The sequence below is a fragment of the Methanobrevibacter thaueri genome (genome assembly GCF_015062915.1).
Lineage (GTDB): Archaea > Methanobacteriota > Methanobacteria > Methanobacteriales > Methanobacteriaceae > Methanocatella > Methanocatella thaueri_B.
The window spans coordinates 112,689-129,734 of record NZ_SUTJ01000005.1; the positions used below are offsets into that span (position 1 = coordinate 112,689).

General features: G+C 39.5%; 20 protein-coding genes. 14 read left to right on the forward strand and 6 right to left on the reverse strand.

The genetic code is table 11. The features are described 5' to 3' along the window. Positions 1-8 precede the first annotated feature (8 nt). The 5 genes from mmp11 to hacA all read right to left on the reverse strand — a co-directional run bounded on the left by mmp11 (position 9) and on the right by hacA (position 4,234). Positions 9-947, reverse strand: coding sequence for a methanogenesis marker protein 11 (gene mmp11, locus E7Z78_RS05080; protein ID WP_303724095.1), 939 nt, complete (start codon positions 945-947; stop codon positions 9-11). An 8-nt stretch (positions 948-955) separates the two neighbouring features. After that, positions 956-1,372, reverse strand: a complete 417-nt coding sequence (gene ribH / locus E7Z78_RS05085) for a 6,7-dimethyl-8-ribityllumazine synthase (RefSeq protein WP_292802051.1) — start codon at positions 1,370-1,372, stop codon at positions 956-958. A 142-nt stretch (positions 1,373-1,514) separates the two neighbouring features. After that, positions 1,515-2,531, reverse strand: a complete 1,017-nt coding sequence (locus E7Z78_RS05090; RefSeq protein WP_303724096.1) for an isocitrate/isopropylmalate family dehydrogenase — start codon at positions 2,529-2,531, stop codon at positions 1,515-1,517. Next, a complete protein-coding gene (locus E7Z78_RS05095) occupies positions 2,506-2,985 on the reverse strand; it encodes a 3-isopropylmalate dehydratase small subunit (protein WP_303724097.1) in 480 nt (159 codons plus the stop codon). The genes E7Z78_RS05090 and E7Z78_RS05095 overlap by 26 nt, the downstream gene beginning before the upstream one ends. Before the next feature lie 4 nt (positions 2,986-2,989). Next, positions 2,990-4,234, reverse strand: coding sequence for a homoaconitase large subunit (gene hacA / locus E7Z78_RS05100; protein ID WP_303724098.1), 1,245 nt, complete (start codon positions 4,232-4,234; stop codon positions 2,990-2,992). A gap of 90 nt (positions 4,235-4,324) precedes the next feature. Here hacA and E7Z78_RS05105 point away from each other — a divergent pair, with 90 nt between their 5' ends. After that, positions 4,325-5,557 carry a DUF2264 domain-containing protein gene (locus E7Z78_RS05105; RefSeq protein ID WP_303724099.1) on the forward strand — a complete coding sequence of 411 codons (1,233 nt, stop codon included), beginning with the start codon at positions 4,325-4,327 and terminating at the stop codon, positions 5,555-5,557. Here the strand turns inward: E7Z78_RS05105 and E7Z78_RS05110 are convergent. Next, positions 5,554-6,792: a nucleotide sugar dehydrogenase gene (locus tag E7Z78_RS05110; protein ID WP_303724100.1), complete on the reverse strand. Its 1,239-nt coding sequence runs from the start codon at positions 6,790-6,792 to the stop codon at positions 5,554-5,556. The genes E7Z78_RS05105 and E7Z78_RS05110 overlap by 4 nt on opposite strands. A gap of 76 nt (positions 6,793-6,868) precedes the next feature. Here E7Z78_RS05110 and rfbD point away from each other — a divergent pair, with 76 nt between their 5' ends. From rfbD to E7Z78_RS05175, 13 genes are all read left to right on the forward strand, one after another. Further along, the gene (rfbD, locus tag E7Z78_RS05115; RefSeq protein ID WP_303724101.1) at positions 6,869-7,708 is read left to right on the forward strand and encodes a dTDP-4-dehydrorhamnose reductase; all 840 of its coding nucleotides are present in this window, start codon (positions 6,869-6,871) and stop codon (positions 7,706-7,708) included. Next, a complete protein-coding gene (locus E7Z78_RS05120) occupies positions 7,705-8,154 on the forward strand; it encodes a ribonuclease domain-containing protein (protein WP_303724102.1) in 450 nt (149 codons plus the stop codon). The genes rfbD and E7Z78_RS05120 overlap by 4 nt, the downstream gene beginning before the upstream one ends. Positions 8,155-8,156: 2 nt before the next feature. After that, a complete protein-coding gene (locus E7Z78_RS05125) occupies positions 8,157-8,384 on the forward strand; it encodes a barstar family protein (protein ID WP_303724103.1) in 228 nt (75 codons plus the stop codon). 17 nt (positions 8,385-8,401) lie between these two features. Then, positions 8,402-9,268, forward strand: coding sequence for a glucose-1-phosphate thymidylyltransferase RfbA (rfbA, locus tag E7Z78_RS05130; RefSeq protein ID WP_303724104.1), 867 nt, complete (start codon positions 8,402-8,404; stop codon positions 9,266-9,268). 5 nt (positions 9,269-9,273) lie between these two features. Then, positions 9,274-9,831, forward strand: coding sequence for a dTDP-4-dehydrorhamnose 3,5-epimerase (gene rfbC / locus E7Z78_RS05135; RefSeq protein WP_303724134.1), 558 nt, complete (start codon positions 9,274-9,276; stop codon positions 9,829-9,831). A gap of 7 nt (positions 9,832-9,838) precedes the next feature. After that, the gene (gene rfbB / locus E7Z78_RS05140) at positions 9,839-10,846 is read left to right on the forward strand and encodes a dTDP-glucose 4,6-dehydratase (protein ID WP_303724105.1); all 1,008 of its coding nucleotides are present in this window, start codon (positions 9,839-9,841) and stop codon (positions 10,844-10,846) included. Positions 10,847-11,067: 221 nt separating this feature from the next. Beyond that, a complete protein-coding gene (locus E7Z78_RS05145) occupies positions 11,068-11,334 on the forward strand; it encodes a hypothetical protein (RefSeq protein WP_303724106.1) in 267 nt (88 codons plus the stop codon). A gap of 2 nt (positions 11,335-11,336) precedes the next feature. Then, the gene (locus E7Z78_RS05150) at positions 11,337-11,615 is read left to right on the forward strand and encodes a hypothetical protein (RefSeq protein WP_303724107.1); all 279 of its coding nucleotides are present in this window, start codon (positions 11,337-11,339) and stop codon (positions 11,613-11,615) included. A 9-nt stretch (positions 11,616-11,624) separates the two neighbouring features. Then, positions 11,625-12,704, forward strand: a complete 1,080-nt coding sequence (locus tag E7Z78_RS05155; RefSeq protein WP_303724108.1) for a CDP-glycerol glycerophosphotransferase family protein — start codon at positions 11,625-11,627, stop codon at positions 12,702-12,704. Positions 12,705-12,714: 10 nt separating this feature from the next. Then, the gene (locus tag E7Z78_RS05160) at positions 12,715-13,671 is read left to right on the forward strand and encodes a glycosyltransferase (RefSeq protein ID WP_303724109.1); all 957 of its coding nucleotides are present in this window, start codon (positions 12,715-12,717) and stop codon (positions 13,669-13,671) included. A 5-nt stretch (positions 13,672-13,676) separates the two neighbouring features. Then, positions 13,677-14,636, forward strand: coding sequence for a glycosyltransferase family 2 protein (locus tag E7Z78_RS05165; protein WP_369693466.1), 960 nt, complete (start codon positions 13,677-13,679; stop codon positions 14,634-14,636). 13 nt (positions 14,637-14,649) lie between these two features. Then, on the forward strand, positions 14,650-15,504 hold the full coding sequence (locus E7Z78_RS05170; protein WP_303724111.1) for a glycosyltransferase family 2 protein: 855 nt from the start codon (positions 14,650-14,652) through the stop codon (positions 15,502-15,504). Positions 15,505-15,557: 53 nt separating this feature from the next. Then, positions 15,558-16,961 (forward strand): undecaprenyl-phosphate glucose phosphotransferase, encoded by a 1,404-nt coding sequence (locus tag E7Z78_RS05175; RefSeq protein WP_303724112.1) that lies wholly within the window; start codon positions 15,558-15,560, stop codon positions 16,959-16,961. Positions 16,962-17,046 lie beyond the last annotated feature (85 nt).

Genomic DNA, 17,046 nt, shown 5'->3' on the forward strand with positions numbered 1-17,046 from the left:
AAATAAGGTTATTTTTTGTCATAAGCCTTAACGGCTTCTTCAACATCATCATAAAGACCTAGTGCAGCAAGCGCACCGACTTTACCCTGTTCGCCTGTAACGGCTATCAATGGAATGTTTAATTCTTCAGCTGTTTTTTCAGCGGTTTCAACATCCATCATTCCAGATTTGGTTGCAATGGAATATTCTCTTAACTTTTCAGGAATGTCCAAACCTTCCAAAATAGCTATTGCTGTCTTGTCGGATAATGTGTCCCTTTTAAGAATTTCAATGACTCTGTCAATCAATTCCTGTTTTTTCTCACTTTCAACAGCAAATGTAAGAGCGATTGAAACACAGTTCTGGGTCTTGTGAGGGTTGTGTGGATAAAGCTGAACGATAATGTGATCCAGATATTCAAAGCCTTCCTCTGCAAGCTCGACACCTAAATTATGTGCCATTGTCCATGTTGCTCCGGCATCCTTGGTATCGGTATCGTCAACACCGATTACAACTTTTTCAAGTTTAGGAGTCACTACAGTTGCCTTTCCAACTTTGGATCCTCCACCGACTTCAAGAAGTTCAATGTACTTGACGCCTTCACCCATTCCTCTGCACATTCCGGCTCCAACGCCTGCACCTGCCAAACCTGCATGGGTTACCTTAACTTCATCGCCGTCAACGACAATCTCATCGATTCCTGCCGCATTGAAACTGGCTTTCAGGTCAAGGGGTTTGCAGCCAACATGGCATTTGTAGACATGCTTGTTTCCATCACGATAAGCGGAATCAATAAGTTCTGAATTGTTCCTGTATTGATTCAATAGCCAATGGGACCCTGAAATGCAAGGGTGGTATTCAACAATCTCCACCTTATCGCCATCAACCATGGTCAAGACCTTTTCATAAGGTGCAATCCATGGGTCGGAAAATTTTTCTCTCAATTCGTTAGGTTTTAGAATTTCCATATAATCATCTAGATTTCTTTTAATCTGTCGCACATTTTAATAGCTGCTTCAACAGCGCTTTTTGCGTTTTTAACACGTCTGTGAGCATCCATTCTTGTCATTCCAGGACCGGTGATACCGAGTGCAACTGGAGTGTCGTATTCAAGTGCTAGGTCTGCAATTTTACGGGAAGCGTGTTGAGCCACGATTTGGTCGTGGTCGGTTGCTCCTTCAATAACTGCTCCAAGAGTAATGATTGCATCATATTCGTCTTTTTGCAATAATTTTTTGATAACGAGTGGCATATCGAATACGCCTGGTACTGCAACCACTTTTGTGATTTCACAGCCTCTGTTTTTTGCTTCTGCTTTTGCAAGTTCCAACATCATTTGTGTAATGTCATAGTTAAATTCTGCAACTACTGCTGCTATTTCATATTTTGCCATTTATATCAATCCTCTTTATTTTTTTTAAGCTCCGCCGCTAAATATCATGAGTAAAAATCCTGCTACCCCACTCACTACCATGATGAATATGATAAAAAGTGCTGCCATTTGCATTCTAGTCATTTTTTTGAAATTCATATTATTATTCTCCATTTAAGTTCTTTATAACTTCTCCGGCAACTTCCATTGTTGTGGCACTGCCACCCAAATCGCCGGTTAAAGTATTAGCGTCATTCAATAATTTTAGTATTGCAGCATCAAACTTGTCTGCCGCTTCGTTTTCGCCCAGGTATCTGAGCATCATCACTGCTGAAAGCATCATTGCTATTGGATTTGCAATTCCCTTTCCTGCAATGTCCGGTGCTGAACCGTGAACGGGTTCAAACAATGCACCATCCAAACCGATGTTTGCTGATGGAATAAGTCCAAGTCCTCCGACAAGGCCGGCTCCCTCATCGGATAGGATATCTCCGAAAAGGTTGGTAGTAACAATCACTTCAAAGCTTTCAGGCTGAGTGATTAGATACATTGCTGTTGCATCAACATAAAAGTCCTCGGTTGCAATGTCCGGGTAGTCCTCTGCAACTTCATAGAAAATTTCTTTAAACAAACCATCAGTCTTTTTCAATACATTAGCTTTATGAACCGCTGTTACTTTGCTTTTATCATTTTCAACAGCGTAATTAAATGCGTAATCGATTATGCGCCTTTCCGCTTCTCTTGTTATAATTCGTCTTGCTATTGCCCCTTCGTCAGTGTATTTTTCCTCATCGGCAATGTACATTCCTTCAGTATTTTCACGCACAATCATGAAATCAATGTCATCGGACAGTGAATTTGTATGTGGATAAGCCTTGACAGGCCTTAGATTAGCGAACATTTTCATCTCTTGGCGTATCTTGACGATCACATCTGCTGCAGTCTCTCCCGCTGCACCGAATAGGCATGCATCGGCATTTCTGATGATGTCTAATGTTTCGCTAGGAAGTGCGGTACCGTTCTTTTCAAGGCATTCGTCACCGGCTTCACCGTAAACGTATTCAAAGTCAATGTCAAGTGAATCCAAAACGTCAATTGTTGCCTTCATAACTTCACGGCCAATTCCATCACCTGGAACGACTGCAATCTGATATTTATCTTTTGTTCTTGAGGTACTCAATCAAACCACCTTGTTCTAATATTTCCAACATGAATGGAGGCAATTTCTTGAATTTGATTGTCTCTCCATTTTGGGATGTTATTGTAGCGTTTTCCATGTCAACGCTAATTTCATCTCCATTCTCTACTAGTTCACTGATTCCTGGAGCTTCAAGAAGTGGAACTCCAACATTTGTGGCGTTACGATAAAATATTCTAGCAAAGGATTCAGCTATCACTGCTGCAACTCCAACACCTTTAAGTGCGATTGGGGCATGCTCCCTTGATGAACCGCATCCGAAATTCTTTCCAGCAACTATGAAATCTCCCTTGCTGCATTTTTCACTGAAATCAGGGTCAAGCCCTTCCATACAATGCTTTGATAAAGTCTCCTCATCAGTGTAGATCAGATATCTTCCAGGAACTATGATGTCTGTGTCAATGTCATTTCCAAATTTCCATGCTTTACCTTTCACATTATCACTCCGGTGCTACAATTCTACCTTCAATCGCTGATGCTGCTGCAACAGCTGCTGAGGACAGGTACACTTTACCGTCAGGAGATCCTTGTCTTCCTTTAAAGTTTCTGTTAGATGTTGATAGGCTTACCTCTCCAGGTCCGATTATTCCGGTATGCCCTCCAAGACAAGGTCCGCAACAAGGAGCTGATACGAGTGCTCCTGCATCTACAAATATCTTAAGCAATCCTTCATCTAACGCCTTTGAATAAACTTCCTTGGATGCCGGTATGACTAGCATTCTGGTGCCGTCAGCCACTTTATTTCCTTTCAATATCTTTGCGGCATCCCTAAGGTCGCTAAGTCTTCCGTTAGTGCATGAACCTAAAAACACCTGGTCGATTTCCACGTCAACCTCACTTACCGGCTTAACGTTGTCCACATTGTGAGGACAGGCTATTTGCGGCTCAAGGTCACTAACATCAATATCAATAATATTAAGAGAGGATGAGTCCAAATCAGTCTTAAATACCTTATATGGCTTATTACTGCGTTTTTCAACATAGTCGATGGTCTTCTGGTCAGGTTCCACCAGACCGGTCTTTCCGCCCATCTCAATTGCCATATTGCACAATACCATACGGTCTGAAACGCTCATGTCGCTGATGGTCTCGCCTGCAAACTCACATGCCTTATAGGTTGAGCCGTCAGCACCCACCTGGCCGATGATATGTAGAATAACATCCTTTGCATAAACGTTATCCTTAAGCTGGCCGGTTACGTTGAACCTGTTTGTTTCAGGCACCTTGAACCATAGGTTTCCTTCAGCGAAAACCATGGCCATATCGGTTGAGCCGATACCGGTTGCAAATGCTCCCCATGCTCCATGAGTGCAAGTGTGTGAATCTGCACCTACAATGACATCTCCAGGCACTACATGGCCCTTTTCGGGGAGTATCTGATGACACACTCCTGCATTGACATCATAAAAATTCTCGATTCCCTGTTCCTTTACAAACTCTCTCATCAGTATATGGTTGTTAGCTGAATCGATGGAGTCGGCTGGAACCTGGTGGTCGAATGGAATGACGATTTTCGATGGATCCCAGACTTTTTCAGCTCCAATTTTTTCAAATGATTGTACTGAAAGAGGTCCAGTTAAATCGTGAGTCATTGCTATATCAATATTTGCTATAATAATATCTCCAGCTTCAACTTCATCTTTTCCAGAAGCTCTAGCTAATATTTTTTCAGAAATTGTTGGCATATTTTAAACCTCTTAATAATGATAAATGTTTATGTTTCACAATATATATAAATTCTTTTTAATGAACACTATTTTTAATATTTATATATAATGTTCAACAAAATACTACTCATGAGCAACTCATTTTTTAAAAGATTAAAAAAAGAAGAAGAGCCTCCTGTAATAGAGGAGCAGACTCCTGTCTGGCAAGATAGGATTTTTTGGGTTTCAACATTGCAAAAAATAGCGTATCCTGTCATCAACAATCTTGCTAAGGGTTCACTTAGGAAAAACATGCCTTTCGAATCCAAAAGCGGCGAGGGACAGAAATTCGTATATCTTGAAGCTTTTGCTCGTGTTTTTAATGGAATCGCACCTTGGCTGGAACTGGGTGTGGATGCCTCAGATGAAGGTAATGTTAGAGGCAAGTATATTAAATTGACATTAAAGGCCATTTCAAACGCTGTCAATCCAAACAATAACGATTACATTCTTGTTGTGGAACCTAAACAATCTTTAGTTGATGTTGCTTTATTTGCTCAAGGATTACTCAGGGCCAAAAAACAGATATGGCTTAACTTGCCTATGGATGTTCAGGCAAGAATCATTCGTGAACTTAAAAATACTAGAATAATCGCCCCTTACGAGAATCATTGGCTATTGTTTACTTCAATGATTGAAGCCGCATTACTTGAATTCACAGGGGAATGCGATAGGGAAAGACTGACCTATGCAATTTCCAAATTCAGAGACGAGTTCTATGTTGGAGATGCGGTATATTCAAACGGTGATGAGTTTGATGTGGGTTATTTCAACAGTCTAGTCATTCATCCGATGCTTAACGACATTCTTGCGGTAATGAGAAAATACGGCCTTCAGGAAGGCGAGTTTCTTGATGTTCAGCTCATGAGATCCTCAAGGTTATCCTCACAGCTTGAAAGGATGATTTCACCTGACGGAACATATCCGTTGCTTGGAAAATCATTGGCTTACCGTTGCGGTGTTTTCCATTTGCTTTCACAGGCCGCATTGCTTAAGATATTGCCAAGAAACATAAGTCCCGCTCAAGTCAGAAGCGCACTTACAAAAGTCATTCAAAGACAGTTCACAGGCAATCAGAACTTCAGCAGTGACGGATGGTTAATATGCGGTTTAAACGCTTCACAAATGGACATGTGTGAAAAAGATATGAACACTGGTAGTATTTACGCATGCTGTGCAGTGTTTTTAGCGTTAGGCCTTGCACCAGAGGACATATTTTGGAAAAGTCCATCTGCTGAATGGAGTAGTCTTAAAGCATGGAACGGCCATCAAATACAACCAGACCAATCAATCAATTTTTAATTCAATTTGTATAAGTTCCCGTAATTAAACAGTTTAATTTCATCTGGAACTTCTTTTATTATATTTTTAGTGTCGAATATCACCGGTTCAGTCATATTTTCAGTTATATAATCATAATCCAGGTGCTTGAACTCATTGTGATCGCACAATACCAGAATCAGGTCGGCATCCTTTACGGCCTCATTGAAGCTTACAAAATTCGGATTTTCAATGTGAGGGTCATGGATTGCGATTTCATAATTTGTGCTTAATTTTGCAATTATCTCATAAGCGGGACTTTCCCTGTCATCACCGGTATTTCCCTTATAAGAGACTCCGAACACGGCAATTTTACCTTTTGAAATTATTTTAGCAACATTCTCGCACACGAAATCAGGCATTGAGTTGTTTGTGTCACGTGCCAGCTTGATTATCTTGGCGGTTTCAGGGGCCTTAGCGTAAATGAAGTACGGGTCGATTGCAAGGCAATGTCCGCCCACTCCAGGTCCCGGTGAGTGCAGGTTGACTCTAGGATGCTTGTTGGCCATTTCAATAACGTCAAGTGCATTGACGCCTATTTCTGCACATATCTTTGCAAGTTCATTAGCAAGGGCGATATTTACGTCTCTGAATGTGTTTTCCATACATTTTGAAAGCTCAGCGGTCTTGGCTTCTGTAAGCATCAAGTCCCCTTCAACGAACTGGCCATACACTTCACTTGCCTTAACGGCACATTCAGGTGTTATTCCACCGATAATGCGGTCGTTGTGAATAAGTTCCTCAATTATTCTTCCAGGAAGCACCCTTTCAGGGCAATGTGCAAGGTACAAATCCTCACCGATTGTGAATCCGGCTTTTTCAAAAATAGGTTTAATTGTCTCATCAGTTGACATTGGAGCTATTGTGGATTCGATAATGACGGTGTTTCCCTTTTCAAGATAAGGGATTATGGTCTCGCATGCATTAATCACATAGCTTAAATCGCAACTGTAGTTTTCAACAATGTAAGGGGTCGGTACTGTAATTATGAAGGCGTCTGCTTTTTCAGGGGTCAGTGAAGCCTTGTATACTTTGTGATCTACTGCATTTTTGATGATGTCGCTTATTCCAGGTTCTTCAATGTGAATGATTCCCTTATTTAAGTTTTCTACAATTTTTTCGTTTATGTCTACTCCAACAACTTCGCAATGGTGTCTTGTGAACAATGCCGCTGTCGGAAGCCCAATATAACCTTGACCCATGATACATATCTTCATAATCACGTCTCCCTTCTTTTTATATATTAAGTTTAATATATATTTAAACTAATAATTAAAGTTTTAAGTGATTATTATGAAGATTTTAATTACAGGTTCCAATGGAATGTTGGGTCATGACCTGATAGAGGCCTTAGGGGATAGTCATGAATTGGTCCTGACCACTTCCAAAACCCTTGACATAACCGACAGGGACAGCGTTGCCGATTTCATTCTCGATTCAAAACCGGACATTGTCATTAATTCGGCCGCCTATACCGATGTTGACGGATGTGAAAGCAATCCTGACTTGGCCTACAGTGTCAACGGCGAAGGGGTCAAGAACCTGGCATTGGCATGCAGGCAAGTTGATTGTCCATTGGTGCACATAAGCACAGATTATGTTTTCAACGGCGTCAGTGACCGTCCATGGGTCGAGGACGACGAGATTGGTCCAATCAGCGTTTACGGAAAAAGCAAGCTCATGGGAGAGGAGTACATTCAGGAAATCCTGGACAAGTACTTTATCGTAAGGACAGCCTGGCTTTATGGTATTAACGGACGAAATTTCCCAAGAACAATGCTTGAATTGGCAGAGAACCATTCACAAATCACAGTAGTATATGATGAGGTCGGAACCCCAACATATACTCCCGATTTGGCTTATGGTATCAGTCAGCTGATTGAAAGCGAAAAGTATGGAATTTATCATTTAACCAACTCCGGAAATTGCTCCTGGTGTGAATTTGCAAGATACATTTTCGAGATAGCGGACAGGGATGTTGAAGTCATACCTGTGACAGCATCCGAATTTGCAAGACCGGCACCAAGACCAAGCTATTCAGTTTTGGAAAATAAAAATTGGATTGAAAACGGATTTGAACCATTAAGAGATTATAAAGAAGCCATAAAAGAATATATTGAGTTGATAAAATGAATAGGAAATTTGTTTTTCTCATCGCATTGATCGTTGCTCTTGTCAGCATTTCAGCAGTAAGTGCCGGATTTCTGGATTTTCTAGGCCTGGGCGGCAGTAGCAATGACGTTAAAGTGGTGGAAGATGGAGAGTACTGTACTGTTGATGAGGTATCAGCATACATTAAGGAATTTCACAAGCTTCCAAGCAATTACATAACTAAAAAGGAAGCCCAAAGCCTTGGCTGGTATGGGGGACCGCTTAAGAAATATGCACCCGGCAAAAGCATAGGTGGAGACACTTTCACCAACAGGCAACACATATTGCCTGACAGTGATTCCAAATACATAGAATGTGACATTAACGCCAATGGAACCAGCCGTGGAGCTGAAAGGATTGTATATAATACCGGTGATTTCAAGGTTTACTACACCGCTGATCACTATGACACATTCAAAGAGGTTTGATTATGCAATTGGATGGCAAGATGATTAAGGAAAACGGGCACGACTATCTTATGGAAGCATTGGAACTGCCGGACTATTACGGTAAGAATCTGGATGCATTGTATGATTGCCTATGTGAAATCGAATGTGAAATCGAATTGGTTAATGCGGAAGGTGTTGACGAGGACATTATCGCCACATTTATTGACGCCGCAGATGAAAATGAATATTTAACATTTAAGATAATATAATTAAATAGTGATTTATTATGAAAGGAATTGTTTTAGCAGGGGGTTCAGGAACCCGCTTATACCCGATTACAAAGGCGGTTTCAAAACAGTTGCTCCCACTTTATGATAAGCCAATGATTTATTATCCTATTTCAGTCTTGATGCTTGCTGGAATCAAGGAAATATTAATTATATCCACTCCTAGGGACTTGCCAATGTATAAGGATTTGCTGGGTGACGGATCAAGTTTGGGAATCAAATTCGAATATGCAGTTCAGCAAAATCCGAACGGCCTTGCAGAGGCATTCATAATCGGTGAGGATTTCATCGGGGACGACAATGTTGCCCTGATTCTTGGAGACAATATCTTCCATGGGCACAGGTTCACTGAAATCCTTGAAAGGGCAACCTCTTTAGAGGAAGGGGCTGTGATATTCGGATATTACACCAACAACCCAGAGGCTTTTGGAGTAGTTGAGTTTGATGACGACTGGAACGTATTATCCATTGAGGAAAAACCTGAAAATCCAAAATCAAACTACATCGTTCCGGGATTGTACTTCTATGACAATGACGTTGTCGAGATTGCCAAAAACGTCAAGCCGTCCGACAGGGGCGAGGTTGAAATCACCTCCGTCAATGAGGAATACTTGAATCGTGGAAAATTAAAAGTAGAACTTCTGGGTCGTGGAATGGCATGGCTTGACACAGGAACCCATGGGGGGCTTTTGGAAGCGTCAAATTTCATCGAAACCATTCAGAAAAGACAAGGGTTATACATAGCCTGTCTTGAGGAAATCGCATACCGCAAGGGATACATTAACGAGGAACAATTATTGAAAACAGCTGAAGAGCTTAAAAAGACTGATTATGGAGAATACTTATTTAAATTAGCAAAAAGATGATTACTATGGGAAAGTTCAAGTTCACAGAAACCGGCATTGAAGGAATGTTTGTTGTTGAGCCTACAGTTTTTGAGGACAACAGAGGATACTTTATGGAGACCTTCCAGGAAAACGACTTTAAGGAGGCAGGCCATGACTTGAAGTTCGTTCAGGACAACCAGTCAAAATCATCAAAAGGAGTTTTAAGAGGACTTCACTTGCAGTTAAACTACCCTCAGGGCAAATTGGTCCGTGTAATCAAGGGAGAAGTCTTCGATGTTGGAGTGGATCTTAGAGGAGATTCACCGACCTACGGCAAATGGTACGGTGAAATATTGTCAGAGGACAACAAAAAGCAATTATACATTCCCCCAAAATTCGCACACGGATTTCTCGTATTGTCAGATGAGGCAGAATTCCTATATAAGTGCACTGAATTCTACCATGGTGATGATGAAAGCGGAATAATGTGGAATGATGAGGACATAGCTATCGATTGGCCGTTGGACGGCATTGATGAGATTATCCTGTCAGACAAGGATAAGGAATGGAAATCATTCAAGGAAGCTCAAATTAAATATTAGTGATATTATGACAAACATTTTAGTTACAGGTGGAGCAGGATTCATAGGAAGCAATTTCGTCAGGTATATGGTTAACAAGTACTCAGATTACCATATAATAAACCTTGACGCCTTGACTTACTGCGGAAACCTTGAAAACCTTACAGACATTGAGGATAATGACAACTACTCCTTTGTCAAGGGAGACATCAGGGATAAGGAAATCGTCGACGAATTGGTTGGCAAATGCGATTATGTTATAAACTTTGCAGCTGAAAGCCATGTCGACAGAAGCATTGAAGATCCGGAAATCTTCATAAAGTCAAACGTGCTGGGCACACAGGTGCTTCTAAACGCCGCTAAGGAGCATGGAGTTGAAAAATACATTCAGATATCAACAGATGAGGTTTACGGTACATTGGGAAAGACAGGATTCTTTACAGAAACCACTCCCCTTCAACCTAACAGTCCCTATTCAGCTTCAAAGGCCGGCGGTGACTTGATTACAAGGGCATACGGCGAAACATTCGGCCTTCCTATAAACATTACCAGATGCTCAAATAACTATGGACCTTACCAGTTTCCTGAAAAACTGATTCCGTTAATGATTTCAAACGCATTGGAAGGCAAAAAACTGCCTATCTACGGTGACGGTAAGAATATCCGTGACTGGCTTCATGTCTATGACCACTGTCAGGCAATAGACCTTGTTCTGCATGAGGGAAAACTTGGTGAAGTCTACAACATAGGCGGAAACAATGAAAAGGAAAACATCTACATTGTGAAACTTATCTTGGAGGAACTCGGCAAGGATGAATCCTTGATTGAATTCGTAACCGATCGTTTAGGTCATGACAGACGCTACGCAATCGATTCAACCAAAATCCAGGATGAATTGGGATGGGCTCCTAAATACACATTTGAGGTCGGCATTAAAGAAACCATCCAATGGTATCTTGACAATCAGGCCTGGACCGAACAGGTCAAAAGCGGCCAGTATCAGGAGTATTATGAGAAGATGTATTCCAACAGGTAAGATTTACACTTGAAATATATCTCTTTATTTAAAAATTATTTATTTTTTTTACTATTTTTTCCTTTTTTGTTCAATTATTATTCGTTATATTAGCAACAATTAATTATCATTCAATTTATAAATCAAAAATATTGTACATTTTAATGATAGTTTTATATATTATAATCCATTAATATTTATTATTAATAATTTATTTTTATTAATGGGAAATGGTGATTGGGATGTTGGAACAATATTTACCTTTTGTGGGTTTGATTATTTTTGGAAATATTGAAAACTTAGTTTTATCTTCACAAGGTGTTGTAGCTGGCGTAAATCCTATTAAACTAGGAATTGCAAGTATTTTGGCTGTTTCAATGTGGTTAATTGTTGGAACTTTTGGAACTCAAATATTAATTGATTATTCTGCTTTCATCGAGTGTATTGGTGGTTTAGCCATTGTTATTTTAGGCGCTCAGGCAATGATTACATCTATTAGAGGCGAATAGTTATGGGTGCTGAATTAAAACAGTTTTTAGGATTAATTATTTTTGGAAATATTGAAAACCTGATTCTTGCAGCTCAAGGTGTGGCGGCTCATGTCAATCCAGTAGGTTTAGCCGGTTTGAGCTTAATCGCAGTTGTTTGCTGGCTATTGATTGGTACATTTGCAACAAAAGCGGCAATGAAATACGCCAGAGTCATTAACTTTATAGGTGGTCTTGCAATTTTCATTTTAGGTATCCAATCAATATTGGGAGCTATTCCGGGAATGTTAAAATTTTTCTAGTAGATGAAAATGTCATATATAAAACATAAGGTCTATGGATTACTATTTAAATTATTCCAATTCCGCAAAATAGATGAAAAATCAGTTTCCTTTATAATTGACTCTAAGGAGTCTTTTAAGGGAAATTTGGATTATATTAAAAAGGAATTTGAAAAAAGAGGGGATTATGATTTCCACTTTTTTTACAAGGACAAATTATCCTTTGGAAGTTTTAAGAAACTCGCCTCATCTAAATACGTTTTTTTAAATGATAACTTTTTCCCATTGGCATTTATGAGTTTTAAAGAGGAAACTCAGGTTGTACAGTTATGGCATGCTCCGGGAGCATCTAAAAAGTTTGGTGGAACCGTTGACGTTGAAAGCAGAGACATCCTTCAAAAAATTTCCAAAAACACCGACTGCCTGATTGTAACATCCGATAAGATTAAAAAGCATTACAGTGAAGCATTCCAGATGCCTGAATCCAAAATCAAGGCATTGGGCCTTCCCCGCATGGATTATTATTTTGAAAATCATGATTTGGATAAATTGAAAGCGGAATTTTGTAAAAAATACGGTATTTCTCCAGATAAAAAGATTATTCTTTATGCTCCAACATTTCGCGATGAGGAGAAGTACAACAATGTTTTCAACTATCTTGACATTGAGAAGTTCAACGAGTCACTTTCAGACGAGTATGTTCTGGCTTTAAGACTCCATCCCAAAATCAAGGACTTCTATAGTGACGATATCTCCTCAAAGGGAAAGTATGTTGATGTCAGTGGCTTTGAAAGCGAACAGGAATTGATGCTTTTAAGTGATGTCATGATTACGGATTATTCATCCATAATGATTGAATACGCTATTTTAAACAGGCCAATTGTATTCTTCACTTATGATCTTGACAGTTACCTGGCAAATGAGCGAGGATTCTATTATGATTTCAAGACAACTGTTCCGGGACCAATCGTCAAGACTTCAGACGAGTTGATTGACGTCATCAGCAATGGCGAGTTTGACAAGGGCAGAATTTCGGAATTTGTCAAGACACAATTTGATGAAATCGACGGTCAATCATCCAAGCGAGTCGTCGATTATCTTTTAAAATAATGGTGGTAAAATGGATAATTTTAAGGTCAGTGTCATTGTTCCAGTCTATAATGCATCAGAGTATATAGGCAACACTTTAAATTCAATAATAAATCAGGATTTTGACGGTTATGAAATCATCGTAATCGACGACGGGTCAACCGATGACAGCCTGGATATAATAAACAGGACCCTTGAAAACATTGAAATACCCTATGAGATTATACATCAGGAAAATGCAGGAGTCAGCGTTGCGAGAAATGTTGGAATAGAAGCTTCCAAAGGAGATTACCTGGTTTTCATCGATGCGGATGACCATGTCACACCAAATCACATCTCAACATTATACAACGGCGAAAGCGATTTCAGTCTGATATTATACGTTAAGGAAGATGGTGACAAGCTAATTCATATGGATACCTACTCCGAAGACATGATTTCAACTGAAGATTTTATTAAGAAGGAATTGAACATGGAGATAACATTTAACTTTTTCCAGTTAATGTATAAGTCAAGCATAATAAAGGACAATAACATAAGATTTACGCCGGGAATAGTTTACGGAGAGGACACGGAGTTCGCACACAAGGCACTGTTCCATGGAAGTCAAATAGCAATCAATAACGAAGTCACATATTACTATGTCCAGCACTCCGAATCTGCAATAAAAACAACCGAGTACAGGCGTTTTGGAGTTATAAAAATTTTTGAGGATTTGGCCGATTTCTACAATAAGAATAATAAATCAGAATTGGCTAATCTAATAATAACATCAAGAATTCCCAAGGCAATATTTGGAAACATGAATTTCTTTTTCCACAACGGATATGATTTTGATGAGGTTTTAGGCAAAATGAAGGAATTGGATTTACTCACCAAACTCTCAAGGTATCAAGGGGATTCCAAGTTCAAGTTAAAGATAAGATTATTCCTGTTAAATCCAAGAATATATTATAAAACATGGATGAAATTAAAAAATTCAATCTGATTAGCATGAAAGTTTCAGTCGTAACACCAAACTATAATGGGGAAAGATTCCTGAAAACATTTTTCGAGTCATTGAATGACGATTCAGACTATATTGGGGAAGTCATCATAGTCGATAACGGATCAACAGACGGAAGTAAGGAATACATTAAAAGTAACACTTTCAATTTCCCAGTCATACTTATTGAAAACACTGAAAACCTAGGTTTTTCACCTGCCGTCAATCAGGGAATCTCAAAGGCCAAGTATGAATATATTTTCTCACTCAACAATGACACTGAGCTTAAAAAAGGCTCAATCAAGGCATTAGTTGATTTAGCATCCTCAAACGACAATATATTTTCAGTGCAGGCAAAGATGCTCCAGTACAACAATAAGGAACTGATTGATGATGTTGGAGACGAGTATAACCTGCTTGCATGGACTAAAAAGACAGGGGAAAACCATAAATCCGGCGAATACAGTGAAGTCTGTGAGATATTCTCCGCATGTGCCGGAGCGGCAATGTATAAGAAATCCCTGTTGGATAGGATTGGCGCTTTTGACGATAACTATTTCGCATATATGGAGGATGTGGACATTGCGATACGCTCAAAAATAAACGGCTACACTAATCTTCTATGTCCCGATGCTGTTGTTTATCATATCGGAAGTGCAACAAGCGGAAGCAGATACAATGAGTTCAAGGTTCGCCTTGCAGCAAGAAACAATGTATGGACAGTTTATAAGAACCTTCCGATACCAATGAAGATTGTCAATTTCATTTTCCTGTTTTTAGGATTTTTCATCAAATATGTGTTCTTTGTCAAAAAGGGATTCGGCTCAACATATCTTGCCGGAATCCGTGAGGGCCTGTCAACAAGAGGAAAGCTCGAAAAGGTTAAGTTTGAGGGCAGGAATACGAAAAACTATTTTAAAATGGAATACAGATTAATTATTAATACAATTAAATTCCTGAAAAAATAATCCGGTGAGCTTAATGGACCTTTCAATCGTAATATTAAATTATCAGACATTCGAATTGACAAAAAACACTGTCGATTCCGTCTTGGAGTATGATTATCCCTTCTCTTATGAGATTTTCATAGTGGATAATGCATCCAGCGACGATAGCCTAGCAAGATTACAGGAATATTTCGGCGATAAGGTCAAGTTCATTGCATCAAAGGAAAACAACGGTTTTGCCGCAGGAAACAACCAAGCCTTAAGGCAAGCCACCGGAAGGTATCAGCTATTGTTGAATTCCGACACAATCGTATGGCAAAACACTCTTGAGGACATCTACAGTTACATGGAAAGCCACACCGATGTCGGTGCATCAGGATGCAGGGTTCTTCTTGAAAACGAGGATCTTGACATGGCATGCAAAAGGTCATTTCCAAACGTTAAGAATTCCTTTTTCAGACTGTTCCACATACCGACAAAAAGCAAGGGCAATGACTATAACCTAACAAACCTTCCAGATGACGGGATATATGAGATAGACTGCCTCACAGGTGCATTCATGTTCATCAGAAAGGAGGCTCTGGATGATGCCGGGCTTTTGGATGAGACATTTTTCATGTACGGCGAGGACATTGACCTGTGCTACCGCATCAAGAAGGCCGGATGGAAGATAATATACTATGGTGAATCCAAAATCACTCACCTTAAGGGTGCAAGCAGCAAAAAGCAGAAATCCAAATTGCTTTACGAGTTCTATCGTGCAATGTATATCTACTACAAAAAGCACCATGCCAACGAGTCCTCATTCATTGTCAACTTTAGTGTATATTTGGGGATTGCCCTTTTATGTCTTTTGAAACTTTTCCTGAACATATTTAAAAAAAGTTAAATAACTTATATAATAATATATATTATTATTAAAGACTAATTTTGGTAGTTATCATGATAAAGGAAAATCAGAGGGCATTGAATATCATATTGGTTTTGATAGACGTTTTAGTAATAACCGTCGCTTTAGTCTGTTCTATATGGCTTAGATTCAAAACCACATTGTTTGGTCCGCTTGGAGGCCATTTGGGCTTTCAAAGTTATCTTTTATTCTTAACATTCGCCGTAATTCCAGTCTATTTGATTTTATACTTTGCATTCGGCCTGTATAAGCCTCGCAGAACCTATAAAAATATCTTTTCAGAGGCAACTCAGCTGATTAAGGTGAACATCGTTGCGTTTTTCGCACTTGTTTCCATTTTGTTCATCATTAACCAGCCTAACTTTTCAAGGATAATGCTGTTCCTGCTTGCTATCATAGCAACATTCTTTGGAATAATCGAAAGATTCGCCATAAGAAGCGTCCTGAAGAATTTGAGGGTGAACAACAGGAACCTCAAGCACATTCTCATTGTCGGGGACAATGATTTGGCGTTCACATTTGCACGCAGGATACGTGACAACCCATATCTCGGGTTTGTCGTCAGCGGATTTTTGGGAAGGTCCGAGCACGTCGGTATGGAAATGGAGGGAAGCAGAATCATTGGAACCTTCAAGGACCTTGATCATGTTCTTGAAAGCAACAGGTATGACAGGGTGGTCCTTGCAATCCCGCTTAAGTATTATTATAAGATCAATGAGCTTGTGGAAAGCTGTGAAAAGGTTGGAATCAAGGCGGAAATCATTCCGGACTACATCAGGTACTTCCCGGCACAGCCCTCAGTGGACATGATTGAGGATATTCCTATTATCAATATCCGTTATGTTCCCCTTGATGATGATTTCAATAAGTTTTTAAAGTACCTGTCAGATTACATAATATCTATAATAGCAATCATAATAACCTCACCTATAATGATTATTACAGCTATTGCTATCAAGTTGACATCTCCAGGTCCGATAATCTTTAAGCAGGAGAGAATGGGATACAATGGTAAGACATTCATGATGTACAAGTTCAGAAGCATGAAGGTTCAAGATCCGAATGAGGAAAAATCAGAATGGACCACTCCGGATGACCCTAGAAAGACAAGGGTTGGGGAAATAATAAGAAAAACCAGTATTGATGAATTGCCGCAATTCTTCAATGTCCTTAAAGGAGACATGAGTGTTGTTGGTCCAAGGCCGGAAAGACCATTTTTCGTTGAGCAGTTTAAGGAGACAATACCTAAATACATGGTAAAGCACCAAGTAAAACCTGGCCTTACCGGTTGGGCGCAGATTCATGGCTGCCGTGGAGACACTTCAATCAAAAAACGTATAGAATATGATATTGAGTACGTAGAAAACTGGCACATGGGTTTGGACTTGGCAATAATGATTAAAACAGCATTGAAGAAAAATCCTAATGCATATTAACGATTGTGCTTTTGCACAGGTGTGCACCTGGACAATATTTATATTAAAATTTTTTGAAAAATTGTATTGGTATTACTGTTCAAAT

Coding starts and splice junctions, on each gene's coding strand:
- mmp11 (WP_303724095.1), bottom strand. CDS start 947: ATGGAAATTCTAAAACCTAACGAATTGAGAGAAAAATTTTCCGACCCA.
- ribH (WP_292802051.1), bottom strand. CDS start 1,372: ATGGCAAAATATGAAATAGCAGCAGTAGTTGCAGAATTTAACTATGAC.
- hacA (WP_303724098.1), bottom strand. CDS start 4,234: ATGCCAACAATTTCTGAAAAAATATTAGCTAGAGCTTCTGGAAAAGAT.
- E7Z78_RS05105 (WP_303724099.1), top strand. CDS start 4,325: ATGTTCAACAAAATACTACTCATGAGCAACTCATTTTTTAAAAGATTA.
- E7Z78_RS05110 (WP_303724100.1), bottom strand. CDS start 6,792: ATGAAGATATGTATCATGGGTCAAGGTTATATTGGGCTTCCGACAGCG.
- rfbD (WP_303724101.1), top strand. CDS start 6,869: ATGAAGATTTTAATTACAGGTTCCAATGGAATGTTGGGTCATGACCTG.
- E7Z78_RS05120 (WP_303724102.1), top strand. CDS start 7,705: ATGAATAGGAAATTTGTTTTTCTCATCGCATTGATCGTTGCTCTTGTC.
- E7Z78_RS05125 (WP_303724103.1), top strand. CDS start 8,157: ATGCAATTGGATGGCAAGATGATTAAGGAAAACGGGCACGACTATCTT.
- rfbA (WP_303724104.1), top strand. CDS start 8,402: ATGAAAGGAATTGTTTTAGCAGGGGGTTCAGGAACCCGCTTATACCCG.
- rfbC (WP_303724134.1), top strand. CDS start 9,274: ATGGGAAAGTTCAAGTTCACAGAAACCGGCATTGAAGGAATGTTTGTT.
- rfbB (WP_303724105.1), top strand. CDS start 9,839: ATGACAAACATTTTAGTTACAGGTGGAGCAGGATTCATAGGAAGCAAT.
- E7Z78_RS05145 (WP_303724106.1), top strand. CDS start 11,068: ATGTTGGAACAATATTTACCTTTTGTGGGTTTGATTATTTTTGGAAAT.
- E7Z78_RS05150 (WP_303724107.1), top strand. CDS start 11,337: ATGGGTGCTGAATTAAAACAGTTTTTAGGATTAATTATTTTTGGAAAT.
- E7Z78_RS05155 (WP_303724108.1), top strand. CDS start 11,625: ATGTCATATATAAAACATAAGGTCTATGGATTACTATTTAAATTATTC.
- E7Z78_RS05160 (WP_303724109.1), top strand. CDS start 12,715: ATGGATAATTTTAAGGTCAGTGTCATTGTTCCAGTCTATAATGCATCA.
- E7Z78_RS05165 (WP_369693466.1), top strand. CDS start 13,677: ATGAAAGTTTCAGTCGTAACACCAAACTATAATGGGGAAAGATTCCTG.
- E7Z78_RS05170 (WP_303724111.1), top strand. CDS start 14,650: ATGGACCTTTCAATCGTAATATTAAATTATCAGACATTCGAATTGACA.
- E7Z78_RS05175 (WP_303724112.1), top strand. CDS start 15,558: ATGATAAAGGAAAATCAGAGGGCATTGAATATCATATTGGTTTTGATA.